14 protein-coding genes are annotated in these 17,471 nt (G+C 73.5%); 7 read left to right on the forward strand and 7 right to left on the reverse strand.

Annotated features, from left to right (window positions below; all coding sequences use genetic code 11):
• Positions 1-87 precede the first annotated feature (87 nt).
• The 3 genes from OG386_RS40395 to OG386_RS40405 all read left to right on the forward strand — a co-directional run bounded on the left by OG386_RS40395 (position 88) and on the right by OG386_RS40405 (position 6,387).
• Positions 88-2,877 (forward strand): AfsR/SARP family transcriptional regulator, encoded by a 2,790-nt coding sequence (locus tag OG386_RS40395; protein ID WP_328793529.1) that lies wholly within the window; start codon positions 88-90, stop codon positions 2,875-2,877.
• Between the two features lie 386 nt (positions 2,878-3,263).
• Positions 3,264-4,481 carry a 4-hydroxybenzoate 3-monooxygenase gene (locus OG386_RS40400; protein WP_328792302.1) on the forward strand — a complete coding sequence of 406 codons (1,218 nt, stop codon included), beginning with the start codon at positions 3,264-3,266 and terminating at the stop codon, positions 4,479-4,481.
• 115 nt (positions 4,482-4,596) lie between these two features.
• A complete protein-coding gene (locus OG386_RS40405) occupies positions 4,597-6,387 on the forward strand; it encodes a methyltransferase (protein ID WP_328792303.1) in 1,791 nt (596 codons plus the stop codon).
• Positions 6,388-6,406: 19 nt separating this feature from the next.
• On the opposite strand, the gene OG386_RS40410 is transcribed toward OG386_RS40405, so the two are convergent.
• Complete coding sequence (locus OG386_RS40410) at positions 6,407-7,291, reverse strand: hypothetical protein (protein ID WP_328792304.1); 885 nt, start codon at positions 7,289-7,291, stop codon at positions 6,407-6,409.
• A 68-nt stretch (positions 7,292-7,359) separates the two neighbouring features.
• Complete coding sequence (locus OG386_RS40415) at positions 7,360-9,204, reverse strand: siderophore-interacting protein (RefSeq protein WP_328792305.1); 1,845 nt, start codon at positions 9,202-9,204, stop codon at positions 7,360-7,362.
• 406 nt (positions 9,205-9,610) lie between these two features.
• On the opposite strand from OG386_RS40415, the gene OG386_RS40420 reads away from it, so the two are divergent.
• Both OG386_RS40420 and OG386_RS40425 read left to right on the forward strand, forming a co-directional pair.
• Positions 9,611-10,138 (forward strand): ABC transporter ATP-binding protein, encoded by a 528-nt coding sequence (locus OG386_RS40420; RefSeq protein ID WP_328793530.1) that lies wholly within the window; start codon positions 9,611-9,613, stop codon positions 10,136-10,138.
• 81 nt (positions 10,139-10,219) lie between these two features.
• Entirely contained in the window at positions 10,220-10,678 is a 459-nt protein-coding gene (locus OG386_RS40425) for a MarR family transcriptional regulator (RefSeq protein WP_328793531.1), read from the forward strand.
• A 139-nt stretch (positions 10,679-10,817) separates the two neighbouring features.
• On the opposite strand, the gene OG386_RS40430 is transcribed toward OG386_RS40425, so the two are convergent.
• The 4 genes from OG386_RS40430 to OG386_RS40445 are packed head-to-tail and all read right to left on the reverse strand — an operon-like array spanning position 10,818 to position 14,876.
• Positions 10,818-11,870 carry an ABC transporter substrate-binding protein gene (locus OG386_RS40430; protein ID WP_328792306.1) on the reverse strand — a complete coding sequence of 351 codons (1,053 nt, stop codon included), beginning with the start codon at positions 11,868-11,870 and terminating at the stop codon, positions 10,818-10,820.
• Positions 11,871-11,884: 14 nt separating this feature from the next.
• Entirely contained in the window at positions 11,885-12,712 is an 828-nt protein-coding gene (locus OG386_RS40435) for an ABC transporter ATP-binding protein (RefSeq protein WP_328792307.1), read from the reverse strand.
• A complete protein-coding gene (locus OG386_RS40440) occupies positions 12,709-13,821 on the reverse strand; it encodes a FecCD family ABC transporter permease (RefSeq protein ID WP_328792308.1) in 1,113 nt (370 codons plus the stop codon). Before OG386_RS40440 ends, OG386_RS40435 begins: the two co-directional genes overlap by 4 nt.
• Positions 13,822-13,826: 5 nt before the next feature.
• Entirely contained in the window at positions 13,827-14,876 is a 1,050-nt protein-coding gene (locus OG386_RS40445) for a FecCD family ABC transporter permease (RefSeq protein ID WP_328792309.1), read from the reverse strand.
• 137 nt (positions 14,877-15,013) lie between these two features.
• Here OG386_RS40445 and OG386_RS40450 point away from each other — a divergent pair, with 137 nt between their 5' ends.
• Positions 15,014-15,787 carry a helix-turn-helix transcriptional regulator gene (locus OG386_RS40450; protein ID WP_328792310.1) on the forward strand — a complete coding sequence of 258 codons (774 nt, stop codon included), beginning with the start codon at positions 15,014-15,016 and terminating at the stop codon, positions 15,785-15,787.
• 86 nt (positions 15,788-15,873) lie between these two features.
• On the opposite strand, the gene OG386_RS40455 is transcribed toward OG386_RS40450, so the two are convergent.
• Entirely contained in the window at positions 15,874-16,542 is a 669-nt protein-coding gene (locus OG386_RS40455; protein ID WP_328792311.1) for a DUF4232 domain-containing protein, read from the reverse strand.
• 425 nt (positions 16,543-16,967) lie between these two features.
• On the opposite strand from OG386_RS40455, the gene OG386_RS40460 reads away from it, so the two are divergent.
• Positions 16,968-17,462 (forward strand): hypothetical protein, encoded by a 495-nt coding sequence (locus OG386_RS40460; protein ID WP_328792312.1) that lies wholly within the window; start codon positions 16,968-16,970, stop codon positions 17,460-17,462.
• Positions 17,463-17,471: the final 9 nt, after the last annotated feature.

Here is a 17,471-nt window from a genome sequence, read left to right on the forward strand (position 1 = left end):
CTTATCCTCGGGCGGGGGCCGTCATTACGTGAACAGAACGGTACGAAGCAGTACGGATCGACAAGGGTGGGGTCTGTGCAGTTCCGTGTGTTGGGGCCGGTCTCCGTAACGACGGCGAACGGAGGTCCGCTCCCGCTCGGCCCTGCCAAACGACGGAGCCTGCTGGCCATGTTGCTGGCCCACCCGAACGCGCCGGTCGGTGTCGAGCGGCTCACCGAGGCCCTGTGGGACGAGGAGCCGCCGCGACACGCGCGCACCGTGCTCCAGGGGCACGTCTCCCGGCTCCGGGCGGTCTTCGCGCAGTACGACGCCGCCGCGCACGGCGTGGAACTCCTCACCCAGGGCGCGGCGTACCGGCTGCGCCTGCCGGAGACGCTCGTGGACGCCCACCGTTTCGAGGAGTCGCTCCGGCTCGTCCGGCGGAGCTCGGACCCGCGGGAGGTCGTGGCGGTCCTCCGCGAGGCGCTCGGGCTGTGGCAGGGGCCGGCGTTCGCCGGGACCGTGCACAGTGCACCGCTGGAGGCACCCGCGCAGGCGTTGGAGGAGCTGCGGCTGACGGCAGTGGAGGCGTTGGCGCGCGCGTACGGGCAGCTGGGCGACCACGGCGCGGCCGCTGCCGTGCTGCGCACCGAGGCCGCTGCGCACCCCCTGCGCGAGCCGCTCGTGGCGCAACTGATGCTGGCGCTGGCCCGGGCGGGCCGGCAGGCGGACGCGCTGGACCGGTTCCACCGCACGCGGAAGCTGCTCGCCGAGGAGATCGGCGTCGACCCCGCACCGGTGCTCATCGACGCGTACCACGCCCTCCTGCGCACGGACGCACACGCCCGGGCCCACCCCGACACCGACGCGGACGCCGATGCCCACGCCCATGCCCACGCGGACGTCGACAACGGGACCGCCCTGCCGCCCGCCGCCATGGCCCACGCGGCCGCCGCGGGGCCCGCCACCACGCCCCAGCTGCTGCCCCGCCGGCCACGGGGCTTCATCGCACGGCAGGACGAACTCGCCGCCCTCGATCGCATCACGAGCGCGGCGCCGGGCTCCATCGTCACCCTCACGGGCAGCGCCGGCGTCGGAAAGACCGCGCTCGCCGTGCACTGGTCGCACCGACGACGAGCCGACTTCCCCGACGGCACGCTCTTCGCCGACCTGTGCGGCTTCAGCCCCACCCCGGCCCGCGACACCCGCGCCGTGCTCCGCGAGTTCCTGCTCGCGCTCGGCGTCCCGGTCGAGCGGATGCCGGGGTCGCCCGCCGCCCTCGGGGCCCGCTACCGCGAACTGACCGCCGGGCGCCGACTACTGGTCGTACTGGACAACGCCGTCGACTCCGAGCAGATCCGCCCGTTGCTGCCCGGCGGGGACGAGTGCGTCACCCTCGTCACCAGTCGCGACCGGCTCGACGGGCTGGTGGCCACCGACGCCGCCCGCCCGGTGAAGGTCGGCGCGTTGCCCGCCGCCGACTCGACGGCGCTGCTGGCCGCCGTGCTGGGCCCGGAACCGGTGGCCGCCGAACCGGAAGCCGCCGCGCGGTTGGCCGGCCTGTGCGACGGACTGCCGCTCGCGCTGCGCGTCGCCGCGGCCCGGCTCGCCACCCGTCCGCACCGGGGACTCGCCTCCTTCGCCGGTGAACTCGCCGACGAGCAGCACCGGCTGGACCTGCTCCGGGCGGAGGACACCGGCGTCGCCGCCGCGCTCGGCCTCAGCCTGCGGCACCTGCCCGAACCGGCACGATGGTTGTTCCACCACCTCGGCCCGCACACCGGTGCCACGCTCGACACCTGCACCGCGGCCGCGCTCGCCGACTGTCCGCCGCTCCAGGCCGCCCGGGCGCTGGACCAGTTGGCCGCGGCCCAGCTGGTCGTCGAGACGGGCCCCCGGTCCTACGTGCTGCACGATCTGGTGCGCCTCTTCGCCCGCAGCCTGGCACCCGATCACGAACCCGCCGGGCTGCTCCGCCTGCTCGACCACTGGGTGCAGACCCTGCTCGCGGCGTGCGCGGCCGCGGAGCCCGGCGGCGAGCCGTGCTGCGCCCTCCCGCCCGGCGCCCGGCGCTCGGCCGAGATCCGCCGGTTCGCCAACCGAACGGCAGCCCTGGCCTGGTACTCCGCCGAACGCGGCACCCTGCGGGCGGCGGTCGAGGCCGCCGTCGCGGCGGGCCTCCACGACCGGGCCTGGCGGCTCGTCCTGCTCCAGTGGCCGCTCATCGTGTGGCAGGTCCGCGACGGTTGGGTGCCGCTGCTCGAACAGGGCCTGGCCTCCGCGGAACTCGACGGCGATCCGGCGGCCCAGTCCCGGGCGTCGGCGCTGCTCGGCTGGGTGCTGTCCGAGGAGGGCCGGCCCGAGGAAGCCCTGACGCGATTGGAGCGCGCCCCCGATCTCGCCGTCCGGGCCGGGGACTTCGCCGGGGAGGCGGTCGCCCGGATCAACCTGGCCGTCGCCCTCATGCGGTACGGGGACCGCGAGCGGCCCGGCGGCCTGTTGGCCGACGCGCTCGCCCTGGCCGAGCGGGAAGGCCTCACCGAGACCGTCACCCTGGCGCACCAACACCTCGCCCAGCACCTGCTGTCGGTCGGCGCCCCGGCCGAAGCCGCCGAACACGCGGCCCGGGGGCTGGCCCTCGCCGCGCCTTTGCTGGCGGCCCCGCGCCGGGTGGTCCTGCGCACCCTGCACGGTGAGGCGCTGGCCGCCCTCGGGCGGACCGGCGAGGCCGTACGGCAGCTCCACGAGGCCGTCCGTGAGGCCCGGGCCAACGCCTACGAGGAGGGCGAGGTAGCCGCACGGTCGGCACTCGACGGGCTACCGGAGCCGGAGTGGGAGCGGGGGCCGGAGCCGGTGTGGAGCGCGGGCGCGCGCGGGCGTTCCCCGCTCGGCGAGTAACGCTCCGGACCACGACCCGGCGGATCACCGCGACCGTGCGGTCCGGGGCCGCGCCCGTGGTCGGCCTCGGCGGCCGGAGTCGGCGGACGGTGCCGGACCGGCCGTAGGCGCACGCCCGGATGTCCCGGGGGCCCTCCCGCAAACCGCCGACCGGCCCGTCCGCTGACCGGCCCGTCCGCTGACGGCTCGGCGGCCCGATGGCTTTGCGTGCGCCGGAGAGCGCGTCCGCCTCCGCACGCCCGGAGCGCACCACCGGCCGACTGCGGAAACCGGTACCTGCCCCCGTCACCCCGGGTGGGAACATCCATGGCGATTGTCACTCTATTCCCGCCTAAGGATGGTTCAGGTAGGTCTGTGGATCTTCACGTGCTTATGCTTCACCCGCTATGACGGAAAGTAACGCCTCACGCACGTTACGTGAATCGGCCGACGTGGTCGTCCTCGGTGCAGGCCCCGCAGGACTCGTCCTCGGAATCCTGCTGCACGCCGCCGGGATCGACTGCGTCATCCTGGAACGTGCCTCCCGCACCCATGTTCAGACCCGGGCCCGCGCCGGGTTCCTCGCCCCGAACACCGTGCGGATCCTGGACCGCCACGGCCTCGCCGACGGCCTGCACCGGCACGGTCGACGCCACGGAACGTGCGAGTTCCGCACGGAGGACGGCCGGTTCCGCCTCGACTACGGAGCCCTCGGCCAGGGCGGGCAGCATCACGTGTACCCGCAACAGAACCTGGTCACGGACCTCCTGAACCACTACCTCGACCTCGGCGGACGCATCTGCTTCCGCACCGAGGCGCTCGCCGTGCAGGACACCGACGGCACCCGGCCGTCCGTCACGACGAGCGGGCCCGACGGCCGTTCCACCCGGTGGAGCGCCCGGTACGTCGCCGGCTGCGACGGTCGGTACGGGGCGGCCCGCCGCTCACTGCCACCGGGCGCCGCCCGGCACCACCAGTACGACCACGGGGTGACCTGGCTCGGCCTGCTCGCCGAGACCCCTGCGAGTCTGGACGCCGTCGGCTACGCCGTCCACGACCGCGGCTTCGCCGGGCACATGGCCCGCACGTCGCACGTCACCCGCTACTACCTCCAGTGGCAGCGCGGCACGCCCGCCGACGCCTGGCCCGAGCAGCGGATCTGGGACGAGCTCGACGTCCGGATGCGCGCCGCGGACCACGGCCCGCTCCGACGGGGCAGACTCCTGGAACGCGGGGTCTTCGACCTCGCGTGCGACGTCGTCGAACCGCTGCGTCACGGCGCGCTCTTCCTGGCGGGCGACGCGGCGAGCCTGCTCGCCCCGGCCGCCGCGAAGGGCGCCAACCTCGCGGTGCTGGAGGCCGAGATCCTGGCCGAAGCCCTCGTCGACGCCCTCACCCGGGGCGACACCACAGGACTCGACGGGTACTCGGACCGGTGCCTGACACACATCTGGCGGGCACAGGAGTTCACCGGGTGGATGACCCGGCTCCTGCACGCGACCCCCGACCGGGACCAGGATGCCGGAGCGCCCTTCCAGGCCGCCCTGCGGCGTTCCCGGCTCGCTTCGCTGCGCACCTCGCGCATCCACCAGGACTGGTTCGCCGAGAACTACGTCGGCGTGTGACCGCTGCGGCACCCCGCTCCCGTACCGCTCGCTCCACCCCGCACCAACCGGGCCACCCGCCCACCGCTTCACCCTGCCCCGCTCAGCCCCGTACCGGCCCGAGGACACCTCCACGATGACGACGACCCTCCCCGACGAAACGTTGCTCCTGGACGACACGGCCTGCCTGCGCGCGGCGGCCCGGTTCGTCCGCGAGCACGACAGCGCCGCCCTGCTCCCCCTCCTCCTGCCCGGCCTCGACGGCCCGGACCTGCGGGCGCTGGCCGGGCACTGCCGGTTCGCCCACGCGGGGTTGCTGCTCTTCCCGCCGGACGCGGACGGCCTGCGGACCCAACTCGCCGCCTGCGGACTGGCCGTGGACACTCCCTCCCACCCCAGCGTGGTGGTCCGGGAACGCCTCGCCCGGCGCCACCGGCGCGACCCGGCCGAGCTCGACGTGCAGATCCTGCGCCCGCAGGTGCCCGGCGCCATCGGCGAACGGCGCGCGGTCGAGGTGTTCGCCCTGACCGTGCCCCCGCACTCCGACCTGGAACCGATCGCCGCCCATGAACGCACTCACCGGCACGAGGCGCACCTCGCCTTCGAGATCGAGCGCCCCGAACCACTGGCCCTGCGCGGCCTGTGCGCGATCCTCGTCCGCCACGGCGCGCGGCCCGACGGCGGCGGCTACAACCCGCACGAGGACGGCACCGTCCTCTACTTCACCCTCCCTGCCGACGCGGCCTGCGACTACCAGCGGCTGGAGCTCTACGCACGGGGCGACCACCGGGACACCCTCGCCGCCCACCTGGACCACCCCGAGCAGCACCACCGACCCGGCCACGACGCACGGCAGCCCGCCGAAACGCTCCTTCACCTCCTCACCGGTGCGTGGACGACACAGGCGCTCGCCGCCTCCGCGCGGCTGGGCCTGCCCGACGCCATGGACACCCGTACCGCGCACCGCACCGAGGACCTCGCCCGGCTGACCGGAACCCACCCCCGGAGTCTCGCCACGCTCCTGCGCTACCTCGCCATGCTCGGCGTCGTCACGCCGGGTTCCGTTCCCGCCGTGGACTCGGCACCCGCCCCGGAGCCCGCAGGATTCCGCCTGACCGAGCTCGGCGCCCTGCTGCGCGGGGACGCGCCCGGGTCGATGCGACCGCTGGCCCTGATGTACGGAGGCCCGTTCTACCGCTCCTTCGGCGGCCTCGACCACGCCGTGCGGACCGGCCGGCCGGCCTTCGACCACCTCTTCGGCGAGAACCACTTCGACCACTTCGCCCGCGACCCCGAACTCGCCGCGCTCTTCGACCTGTCCATGGCCGCGAGCTCACGGATGTTCGAGCCGCTCCCCGCCCACCCGGTCATCACCGCCGCGGCCCAGGCACCCGCGGCCGCGACCGTCGTGGACGTCGCCGGAGGCAACGGGGAGCTCCTCGGCCGCATCCTCACCGCGCACCCGCGCCTGCGCGGTGTCCTCCTCGAACGGCCGCACGCCGTCGAGGCCGCCCGCCGGCTGCTGGACGCCGCGGGCTGCGGCGCGCGCTGCGACTACCGCGCGGGCGACTTCGCCGACGTACCGCCCGGCGGCGACGTCTACGTCCTGTCCCGCGTCCTGCACGACTGGGACGACGACCGCTGCCGCGAGATCCTGCGCACCTGCGTCCGCGCGATGCCCGCCCACGCGGACCTGCTCGTCGTGGAACGCCTCCTGCCCGTCGACGGTTCCCCCTCGCTGGCCACCGCCTGGGACCTGCACATGCTGTGCAACGTCGGTGGCCGCGAACGCCGGGCCGACCACTACGCGCGCCTGTTCGCCGACGCGGGCCTCCAGCTCGTCGGCCACGAGCCCCTGCCCCTGGACGCGCACGTGCTGCACGCCCGCAGGGCGGGCGCACCGGACCCCGCCGCCGGACGGAGCTGAACCGGAGCCCGGACGTCCGTCATCGGTACGGGGTGCGCGGGGGAGGCGGGAGCGCCCGGTGGATCACGCGGAGGACGAAGGAATCCGGGGGCTGCCAGACGGTCCGGTCGGCGAACGACCAGGCGTAGACCGGGGATCCGTCGCGGACGCAGTCGAGCAGGCCGGGCGCCGCGAGTTCGTGGGCCGACCACTCGTACAGCTGCTGCAGTCTCGGCGCGATCACGCCGAAGTCGAGGAGGCGGCCGAAGCCGATCTCCCGGTCGAGGTGGGACCGCACCGAGTCGTGGAGCGGGTACGCGTCGGGGAGCACACGGGACAGCTGCAAGAAGATCCCGGTCATCTCCACTCTCGGATCGCCGAGGAAGGGGGCGAGCGGACGCAGCCGGCCGAGGGCGATACGAGGCGCCGCAACGAGGGCGTGGGCGTAGAGGACGCGGCAGAGGACGACGTTCATGAAGAACCGCTCGGTCTCGTTCTCCGCCTCCGCGAGGTCGCGGTGCTCCAGGTAGGCGGCGACCACGCTCCCGTTGTGCGCCCTGTACCAGGCCCGGGCCGTGGGGTGGTCGGCGAAGGACAGCCAGTGGTCGACGGTCCGCGAGGAGGCGGGCCCGGCGAGCCCGCCGCTCAGGCCCACCGCCTCGCAGCCGTCACGAAGGATCCGTTCGTTCACCGCCCGCCACCACGGACTGCCGGGCCGGTCGGCGAACGCCGGCTGCAGCACGCCCCGCCGCACCTGCCAGCGCATGAACGACATCGCCGCCCGGCGGAACGGCAGGTGCCGGGGCGCCTTGCCGAACGGACCGGAGTAGCACCGCTCCATCAGGGCCATCCGCCCGGCGGGGTCATCGCGGACCGCGGCGACCTGCTGCCCGGCCCAGGCCGTGGCCGTGACCTCAGACATCATGAGCACAGAGTGGCACAAACCGGATGGATCGCTACCGTGCCCGGCCGGGCGGCACGCCGCGTCCGGGGTCAGGCGGTCGGCGCGAGCACCCACAGGCGGTGGTCCCAGCCGACGTCACGGCAGGCGCGCACCGCGAGCCCGGCCCGCTCCGCCAGCACGGTCACGTCCTTCACCGAACGCAGCCCGGAGCCGAACGCCGCCGTGAGCCGCAGGTGGTGCAGGGCCGCGTCGATGTCGTCCGGGTCGGCCGCCTCGACCTGCTCGACCAGCACCAGGACGCCGTCGGCCGGCAGCGCGGCCGCGGCCTCCGTCAGCGTCAGCACCGCGTCCTCGTCCGGCAGCCACTCCAGCAGCCGGCACAGCAGCAGCGTCCCCGCACCCGACGGCACCGGGTGGGTCTGCGCGACGAGTTCCACCCGGGGCAGCACCTCCGGATCGAGGATCTGCCCGCCCAGGACGCCCAGCACCGACGGCAGGGCGGCGAGCCGCACCCGCAGTCCGGGGAACTCCTTGACGAGCGCGTTCACGACCGTGCCGGCGCCGTTGCCCGACGCACCGAGGACGTCCACCGCCGACCAGTCGTAGGCGCCGGCCACCCCGGTCGAGACCCAGCGCGCCTCGTCCTCGATCGCGGTACGGGCCGAACCGCCGAGGCGCACGTCGGTGCGCAGCGCCTCCGCCAGGGTCTCACCGGACGCCGTCCGGCAGCCGTTCGCGCCCGAACGCAGCCGCTCGGCGAGCCCCGCCAGCGACAGGTCGAAGGCGGCCTGCGCGCCGCGCAGGTCGTACTCCTCCAACGAGTGGTCGTCCTCGACCAGTTCCTCGCCCACCGGCGTCAGCCGGTAGCCGTCCTCGGCCTGCTCGAACACCTCGATCTCCACGAGGTACTTCAGCAGCGCGCCCAGCGAGCGCGGCTCGGTCCCGCTGCGCCGCGCCAGCTCCCCGGGCTCCCGTACGCCCTGGTAGACCAGGTCGACCAGGCCCAGGGTGACGGCCACGCGGATCGCCAGCCCCGGTGCCAGGTCGGTCAGTTCGTGGAGCCGGCCGTGCGCGTCCTCGCCCTCCAGGACATCGGGGTCGGCGGGCTCGGCGAGGCCGGGCGCGACCTCGGCCCGCCGCCAGTACCCGGTGATGTGCGTCTGCTCGCGCGGAACACCCCGCTCCACCGACAGGTGCCGCCGGATGCCCTTGAGGGTGACGGCCTCCCCGGCCGCCCAGACGAACACCGTGCCCGGCAGCCACTCCATGTCGCGCACCGCGCGCTCCAGCAGATCGCTGCGCCCGGCCGGCGTGCCCGCGCGCACCAGCCAGGTGACCTCGGCCTCCGCGCGCGTCGGCAGCTCCTGGCGGTGGCTCTCCTCGCCGACCTCGACGAACACCCGGGCCCGGGTCCCTTCGGGCATCTCGTCGAGCCAGCGGCCGATCGCGGGCAGCGCCGTCTCGTCGCCGATCACCAGCAGCCAGTCCGCGCCCTCGGGGTGGCCGTGCGACATCTTCGGCCCGGCGATCCAGGTCACCTGGCCCGGAACGGCCTGCTGCGCCCACGACGATGCGATCCCGCCGTCGTGCCGGACGAAGTCGAAGTCGATCTCCCCGGCCACCGGGTCGAACCGCACCGGCGTGTAGTCCTTGGAGATCGGCCGTCCGTCCGAAGGCCAGTCCAGGCTGCTGACGTTCTGCCGGGGCAGCACCGGATCCCGGCCCTCCTCCGCGAAGAAGAACTTCACGTGGTCGTCGAAGCCCTCCGTGCGCAGCGGCGGCAGGGACAGGCCCGCGTGCTCGAAGGCGTGCAGCTGAGGCCCGCCCAGGGTCACCCGCCGCATCCCGGGCGTGACGTCCGAGACGCGCAGCACCGTCAGCTCCCTGAGCACGATGGGGAAGGTGACGACCGAGCGGGGACTACGGGTGGACATCCGACTTGCTCCTTCACATCCGTCCGGCAGATCCGGCATGCGGCCACGCTACGGCGCTGCGCGCGCCCCGCATCCAACCCGCGGACCACGGCACTGCCACCCCGCGCGCAATCCGGACGCCCGCTTCCACGATCCGGTGCGCAGGCTTCGACGCCGGTGCCGGACGCGCTCCTAGCGTGGCCACGGTGTCCCCCTCACCCACCCCACCGCCCGCCCTGCTGCGCCCCGGGGCGGGAAGAAGCGGTTGAGGAGGAGCAGGGCGGGCTGACGGGCGTGGAGTTCTCCTACGGGTGCCGGGGCGACCGGCCGCCCGTCGTTGCCGGGCTGTCCCTGACGGTGCCCGCGGGCGATCGTCTGGTCATCGTGGGGGGAGACGGGATCCGGCAAGTCCACCCTGGGCCGGCTGCTGGCCGGGCTCTACCCGCCGGACCGGGGCACGGTGGCCTTCGCCGGACACGACCTGGCCGGCTTGGACCCGGCCCGGCTGCGGTCCCGCGTCGCGCTGGTCCCGCAGGAGGTCGCCCTGGTCGACGGCACCCTCGCCGAGAACCTCGGGATGACCGCCGTACCCCCGGACCGTGCCCGCATGGAGGAGACGGTGGCCGGGCTCGGCCTCATGGGTTGGATCCGCTCCCTCCCCGAGGGCCTCGATACCCGCGTGGGCACCCGTACGCTGTCGGCCGGTGAGCGTCAACTGGTGGCCATCGCCCGGGCGGCGCCGGCCGATCCGGCGGTCCTCGTCCTCGACGAGGCCACGGCCGGGGTCGACCAGGACACGGCGGGCCGGATCGAGGAGGCCCTGTCGGCGGCGGCCGCGGACCGGACCCTCATCGTGATCGCGCACCGCGCGGACACCATCGCCCGCGGCCACCGGCTCCTCACGATGCCCTCCGGCGAGCTCACCGTCCGGCTCCCCGCACCGACCCGACCCTGAGGGCTGGACCTCAAGCGCGCTCGAGCTCCTACGGTGTCGTGCGCAGACGATCTCGAAGTGAGCGAACGGAGCGGATCCGCCATGGAGTACTCGCACGACGATGCCGAACTGGTCCGGCAGCCCATCGGTTACTGGAGCTGGGCCGCCTCGGACGCGGTGGTCACCCGCATCAGGGCCGTCCTCGCCGGAATCGGCACCACTCAGCCGCAGGCATGGATCCTGGCCCAGATCGCGAATGCCGAGGTGCCGCCGACCCGCGACGGGGTGACCGGCGTGCTGAGCGGCTACGCAGCCGTGGGCATCGACGACCTCGACGAGGAGATCGACGCCACCGTCGGCCGCGGCTGGGTCACGCAGGACGCGGACGGACACCTCGAACTCACGGCCGCGGGAACGGACTTCCACGCCCGGGTGGCCGCGACGCAGGCGGAGCTGTGGCAGGAGCGGCACCGGGGGATCCCGGACGAGGAGTACGTCATCACGCTCAAGGTCCTCCAGCGGTTCATCCACAACACGGGAGGCCACGCCTGGCACCACTGAGTGCAGGTTCGTCTCCCGTGGTCGGTGGCAGCACGTCGTCCACCCCGGTGTGCACGACGGGGTGCTCGGCCGGAACCGCCGCGGCGGGCCCGGCTCCTCGAGGAGCCGGGCCCGCCCGCGGGCCGCGTGAGCGCGGGTGTCACTGGCCGGCGACGGCCTTCGCGAGGAGCGGGGCGAGCTGCTCGACCACCCACGGGGCGCTCAGCGGGTCCGGGTAGGCGATGGCCGAGGAGAGCGAGTTGTCCGACGGGATGACCGTGAAGTGCTTGGTCTTCACCGCGTTCAGCGACTGGAACAGCTTGTTGGACTCCAGCTCGGTCGCGCCGATCACACCGCGGTCACCGAAGGGGTAGGTGACGAGGAGGACGTCGGCGTCGAGCTGGTCCAGGTTCTCCAGGCTCACGGCGTTCTTGTTCGGCGCGTAGTTCTTCGCCTTGTCGGTCTTGGTGAAGCCGAGCTTCTCGAAGACGCCCGGGTCCTGGTCGGCGTAGGACATGAAGCTGACCTGCTCGGGGTGGACGACCGCGTAGGTGTACGCCTTGCCCTTGAACTCGGGGTGCGCGGCGGCGGCTTCCGTCGTGGCCTTCTCGTTCGCCGCGATGACCTCGTCCGCCTTGGCGCTCAGACCGAGGGCCTTAGCGGCCGTCTTCAGCCGGTCCTGCCAGGTGAGGGTGTCGGCGTGGGCCTTGTCGGTGAAGGTGACCACCGGAGCGATCGGCTGCAGCTTGGCGTAGTCCGCGTCCATCTCCCAGGTGTTCATGCCGAGGATGATGTCGGGGGCCTCGGCCGCGATGGCCTCGTAGGCGGTGCCGTCGCTGTCGTCGTACGTCTTCAGCTTGCCGGCGCCGAGCTTGTCGATGGCGCGCTGCTTGTACTCGGGCACCTTGGCGCCGTCCTCCACGTCCGGGGTGATCACCGGGACGATACCGAGGGCCAGCGCGATGGCGGTGTCTCCGTCGGAGACCGTAGCGACCTTCACCGGCTTCTTCTTGACCTCGGTCTTGCCCCACGCGTTGGTGAGGGAGACGGGGAAGGCGGCGGACGCGTCGGCTCCGGCGGCGGCCGGCTTGTCCTTGGCGGCGGTCGAATCCCCGCCGCCGCACGCGGTGAGCAGGCCGAGACAGGCGGCGGCCGCGGTGAGGGCGGCGAGGGCGCGGACCGGGCGACGGCGCGTTCTGTGCAGAACGGACATGATGGTGGTGTCTCCTATGCGGGGATTCGACGGCCCAGGGGGAAGATCTGGGGCCGCTCTGAGCGGGGATGGGGGACGACGAGACAGTCCAGGCCGAACACTTCGGCCACGGTCTCCTCGGTGAGCACCTCTTCGGGAGTGCCCCGGCGCACGATCCGGCCGTCGCGCATGGCGACGATCGTCGAGGCGTACAGGGCCGCCTGGTTGAGGTCGTGGGACACCAGCACGATCGTCTTGCCGGCCTGCTCGTTGAGGTCGGCGAGGAGGTCCATGACCTCGATCTGGTGCGCGATGTCCAAGTAGGTGGTGGGCTCGTCCAGGAGCAGCGTCGGCGTGTCCTGGGCGAGCGCGAGGGCGATCCACACGCGCTGGCGCTGGCCGCCGGACAGCTGGTCGACCGGACGGTCGACCAGCTCGGCGGTACCGGTCGCCAGCAGGGCGTCCGCGATGACCACGTCGTCGGCGGCGGTGCGCCGCTGCCCGAACCGACGGTGCGGATGGCGGCCGCGCCAGACGAGGTCGCCGACGGTGATGGACTCCGGGGCGATCGGCGACTGCGGCAGGATGCCCAGGCGCCGGGCCACCTCGCGGGTGGACAGGGCGTGGATGTCCTGGCCTTCGAGGAGGACCGAGCCGGCCGCGACGGGCAGCAGCCGGGCGATGGACTTCAACAGGGTCGACTTGCCGCAGGCGTTCGGGCCGACCAGCGCGGTGATCTTGCCGGGCTCGATCCCGAGGGACAGCTCCTCGATGATCGGCTTGCGCTCGTACCCGGCGCTGATGCCGCGGGCTTCGAGCCGGAAGCCGGCGTCGGGGGAGGCGGGTGCGGGTCGTGCGCTCATGCGGGGGCTCCTTGCCTGCGCCGGAGGATCAGCCAGACGAAGTAGGGGGCGCCGAGCAGTGCAGTGAGGACGCCCGTCGGTACCGGGCTGATCACAGGGCCGTGCTGGGCGAGGACGTCGGCGCCGAGGACGATGACGGCGCCGATCGGGACGGCCAGGGCGACCGACCGGTCCGCGCCGACCAGCCGGATCGCGATGGGACCGCTGATCAGCGAGACGAATCCGATCGGGCCCGTGACGCTGGTGGCGAGCGCGGCGGCCGCGGCCCCGACCAGCAGCGTCGCGATCCGGACGGCGCCCACCCGGGTGCCGAGCCCGAGGGCGAGCTGGTCACCGAGGGCCATGCCACCCAGGGAGCGGCCCAGCAGCGCGGCGCAGAGCCCGCACACGGCGAGCGCGCCCGCCAGCGTGGACACCCCTTCCCAGGTGGCATCGTTGACGCTGCCGACCAACCAGCGCATCACCTGCGCGATCCCGTGCTGACCGGCCACCGTGAACAGGTAGTTCACGTACGCGGTGCACACGGCGCTCAGGCCGATGCCCACGAGGACCAGGCGGTACGTGTCCACGCCCCCGCCGCGCCCGCTCAGCGCGAGCACCGTCGCCACCAGGGCGAAGGCACCGCCGAGGCCGGCCAGGGAGGTCCCGAAGGGAACCGCCGGGGCGAACAGCAGCATCGTGGTGGCGCCGGCCCCGGCGCCCGCCGAGATGCCGACGATGTCCGGGGTGGCCAACGGGTTGCGGATGAGCCGCTGGTACAGGGCGCCGGAGAGACCGAAGAGGGCTCCGGCGAGCAGCGCCGCCAGTGCGCGCGGCATCCGGATGCGGAAGATCACGTAGTCGGCCAGTCCGGTGCGCAGCCCGAAGGCGGCGGGCAGGACGTCGCCCGCCGGGATCCGCTTGACCCCGCCGAGCAGCAGCGAGGCGGCGAGCAGACCGAGCAGCATCAGGACGAGTACGCAGACGACGAGGCGGGCCCTGCGGACCCCCGCCCGGTGGGCACCGCGCAGCCGGGCCGCGGTGGCGGCCCTGAGCTCGGCCGCGGTGTCCCGGGAGGCCCGTCCGAGGTCCCGGGCCCCGTCCGTACGGGGCGCGTGTGTCTGTGGCATGTCACTCACATCCGGACCAGGTCGCGGCGTCGCGCGAGCCACACGAAGAAGGGAGTGCCGAGGAGGGCGGTCATCACCGACACCTGGATCTCACCGTGGTCGATCACCAGGCGTCCCGCGGTGTCGGCGCCGACGAGCAGGACGGCTCCGCACACCATGGACAGCGGCAGCGACCAGCGGTGGTCCGCGCCCACCAGCATCCGGGCGGTGTGTGCGGCGACCAGTCCGACGAAGGCCACCGGCCCCACGGCCGCGGTGGCGGCGGCGCACAGCAGCACCGCCACGGCCGCACTCGCGAGCCGGGCCCGCTCCACCCGGATGCCGAGCCCGCGGGCGGTCTCGTCACCGAGGCTCAGCAGGTTCAGGGTGCGCCCCAGGGGAAGCGCCAGCAGCAGGCCGGTGAGCGCGAACGGGAGCACCTGGCCCAGGAACTGGCCCCGGCCGGTGAGTTGGCCGACGGACCAGAAGCGCAGGTGGGCGTAGACGGCCTCGTCGCGCACCACGAGCAGGGTGATGAGCGAGGACATCACCGCGGCGACGGCGACGCCCGCGAGGACCAGTCCGATCGTGCTGCTGCCCGCGTTGGTGCGGGTCCCGATCAGGAAGACGAGGACCGCGGTCACCGCCGAGCCCGTCAGCGCCATCCAGAAGTAGCCGTGCACGCCGGACGTGTCGAGGAAGAGGATGCCGAGTACGACGAACACGGCCGCGCCCTGCTCCACGCCGAGGACGCCCGGCTCCGCCAGCGGGTTCATCGTCAGCGCCTGCATGATGAGCCCAGAGGCGCCGAGGGCGGCCCCGACGGTCAGGCCCAGGAGCGTGCGGGGTATCCGCTCCGTCCACAGGACGTCGCCGTTGTAGCCCTCCGCGCCGGGGTGCAGCAGGATCCGCACGATTTCCAGCGGGGATATGTCACGCGCACCGAGGCCGATGCTCGCGATGGTCACGGCGGCCAGCATCAGGCCGGCGAGCACCACGACCACCGCTGCGCGCGGGGCACGGGGCCGCGCGGGCGTCGGGGTCGGTGGTGCGGCCGGCGAAGCCGATTGCTTCATGGGTCTTCGGGTACTCCTCACCTGCTCAAGCTCGAAGTTAGGTTAGCCTTACCGAAGCGGGGCCCGGTCCAATGCCGGAGTCGAACCGCTCACAATCAGGGGTCAAGAATGCGGACCCTGCGGTAGGGGAGGATGTTGTGGCCGAGACGGGACTGCGCAGCGTGCGGGCCGAGGAGACCCGTGCGGAGGACGCGATCGTGGCCGATGACGATTTCATCGCCGAAGGCGGACACCCGCTGCACGTCCACGAGTTCCACCAGTTCCTGCACGTGCCGGTCGGCCGGATCGTGGTCACCGCCCTCGGCCGGGACTACGAACTGTCCGCCTCGGTGGCCCTGTGGATCCCGGCGGGCATCGCACACAGCGCACGGTTCGGAGCCGACTCCGTCATCGCGGTCGAGTCCTTCGACGCGGATCGGTTCGAACTGCCGTACCGGGACGTCACCACCATCAACGTCACCGACGCCCAGCGCAGACTCGTCCTCGGGCGGATGCGCAGCACCTGCGCCCAGGAGGAGGACCCGGAGGTCTTCGCCGCGCTGTCCGCGGGGCACCGCAACTGCCTGCCGCTGCCCCAGCCCACCAGCCACACCGCCGGCGCCGTGGCGCGGGAGTTGGCCCGGACGCCGAGCGACCCGCGCACCGCGACGGAGTGGGCGGAGAACCTCTACACGAGCTCGACCAGCCTGCGCCGGGCCTTCCGCGCGGAGACCGGGATGGCCTTCTCCGAATGGCGCACCCGGCTCCGGCTCAACCATTCGCTGGGCCTGCTGGAGCAGGGCCAGTTGGTCAGTTCCGTGGCCGCCCGGGTGGGGTTCGTCAGCACCAACGGCTACATCCTGGCCTTCCGCCGCCACTTCGGGCAGACCCCGGGCGCGTACGTGCGCAGCTCGCTGGACCGGTCCGCCTGACCGGGCCGGGCCGGGCCCGAAACTGACCTGCCCCGTACCCGGGGTCACGACCCGGGTACGGGGCAGTCGGCATTCGGGTGTCCGGCTCAGCCGCCCTGGCCGGCGCTCCCCACCGGGCCGACCTTCACCGGGGCGCCGCCGCCCTCCGTGACCGGCAGTGTGCCGGTGCCCGGCCAGGCGAGGGTGACCGACCTGGTCTCGTCCGGCGGGGTCACCACCAGCCCCGTGACGCGGACGCCCGAGCCGCCCGAGGTGTTGAGCGGGTAGCTGATGCCGAAGTAGGTCGACTCGCCCTTCTTGAGGACGGCCGTGTCGGCCTGCCGCCCCGTACGCTGCGCGGACAGCGAGCCCGAGTCGGTCTTCAGGTCGACACCCGCGTACCCGGAGATCGTGCAGTCCCGGGTACCGCGGTTCTTCAGCGTCACCGCGACCGTGCCGTCCTTGTCGCCGCCGATGGTGCGTTCCGCGGCGGTGATCGCCAGCTCGTCGGTCCGGCACTTGCCGACCTTGCCGCTCGCGTCGGAGCCGGTCCCGGCGCCGGTCGTACCCTTGCCGTCGGCGCCCGTCCCCTGCGAGGGCTTCCCGCCGCCCTGAGTCGAACCGCCCCCCGAAGGCGAGGCGGTGGACGGGGCGGACGCGGTGGACGAAGCCGACGGGGTGCTCCGCGCCGCCCCGTCGTCGCCGTTCTGGCAGGCCGTGAGCGAAAGGCTCGCGGCGACGGCCACGGCGGCGAGGGTCAGCTGGTGAACGCGCATCGTTTCTTCCTCAGGATCGATCGGACGGAGGTGCGGGCGGTCGGTGCGGTGCGGATCGGTTCGGGAGGGTGTCTTCGACCAACAGGAGTCGCCCGACCCGCGCCGCCGTTCCACCCGACCGCCCACCCGTACCTTCCTGTTACACGTATCGTCGAACCCGACGCGCCCGCAGTGGTGCGGGGACGCCTCCAACCGGCCGGTACGGCGGTTTGCGTCGCTCCCGGGCACCCGTACGAGGTCTTCGTGCGCCGGGACAGACCCGTGACCCGGCAGATCTTGACCCCAACGGTCGGCATGCCTTCCCAACTCGCCTTCGCCCGGGCGACCGCTGCGCACCCCGGCGGTTGGTGCGGACACCTACCGAAGTGATCTCATGGGCGAACACGAGGTCGGTAGAGCGGCCGAACACGCGGGAAGGACATGGGGTGGTCGAGCGGGAAGCCGTGGGTGTCACGGTCACGGGATTGGTCGAGGCCGCCGCGGACGGCCAGGGCGGCGCCCTGTGGCGACTACGGCACAAGGGCCGACAACTCGACGCGAATCTGGTGCGCGTGCTGCCCGGCGCCGAGATCGCCGTGCACCGGGAACCCGAGGTGGACGTCCTGCTCACCGTCGTACAGGGCGGCGGTTCCCTGACCCTGGACGGTGCCGTGGTGGAGGTCGTGCCCGGCTCCCTCACCCTGCTGCCGCGCGGCTCCGCCCGCTCGCTCCGCGCAGGCCCCGAGGGACTGGTGTTCCTCACCGCGCACCGCAGACGGGCCGGCATGGCCATCGGCCGGCCGCCCCGCACCGAACCCCGCACACCGCAGTGCCCGCTCCACCTCGTCTGCGAGCAGTGCCACCGGCACGCCATCGAGGCCGACGCCCGGTACTGCAGCTGGTGCGGCACCCGCCTCATCCCCCGGGCCACCACGGGCTGACCCCCGAAG

This window comes from Streptomyces sp. NBC_00273 (genome assembly GCF_036178145.1).
Taxonomy (GTDB): domain Bacteria; phylum Actinomycetota; class Actinomycetes; order Streptomycetales; family Streptomycetaceae; genus Streptomyces.

Bases quoted from the DNA above. Each gene is read 5' to 3' on its own strand.
- OG386_RS40400 (WP_328792302.1), top strand. From the start codon at position 3,264: ATGACGGAAAGTAACGCCTCACGCACGTTACGTGAATCGGCCGACGTG.
- OG386_RS40405 (WP_328792303.1), top strand. From the start codon at position 4,597: ATGACGACGACCCTCCCCGACGAAACGTTGCTCCTGGACGACACGGCC.
- OG386_RS40410 (WP_328792304.1), bottom strand. From the start codon at position 7,291: ATGATGTCTGAGGTCACGGCCACGGCCTGGGCCGGGCAGCAGGTCGCC.
- OG386_RS40415 (WP_328792305.1), bottom strand. From the start codon at position 9,204: ATGTCCACCCGTAGTCCCCGCTCGGTCGTCACCTTCCCCATCGTGCTC.
- OG386_RS40425 (WP_328793531.1), top strand. From the start codon at position 10,220: ATGGAGTACTCGCACGACGATGCCGAACTGGTCCGGCAGCCCATCGGT.
- OG386_RS40430 (WP_328792306.1), bottom strand. From the start codon at position 11,870: ATGTCCGTTCTGCACAGAACGCGCCGTCGCCCGGTCCGCGCCCTCGCC.
- OG386_RS40435 (WP_328792307.1), bottom strand. From the start codon at position 12,712: ATGAGCGCACGACCCGCACCCGCCTCCCCCGACGCCGGCTTCCGGCTC.
- OG386_RS40440 (WP_328792308.1), bottom strand. From the start codon at position 13,821: ATGCCACAGACACACGCGCCCCGTACGGACGGGGCCCGGGACCTCGGA.
- OG386_RS40445 (WP_328792309.1), bottom strand. From the start codon at position 14,876: ATGAAGCAATCGGCTTCGCCGGCCGCACCACCGACCCCGACGCCCGCG.
- OG386_RS40455 (WP_328792311.1), bottom strand. From the start codon at position 16,542: ATGCGCGTTCACCAGCTGACCCTCGCCGCCGTGGCCGTCGCCGCGAGC.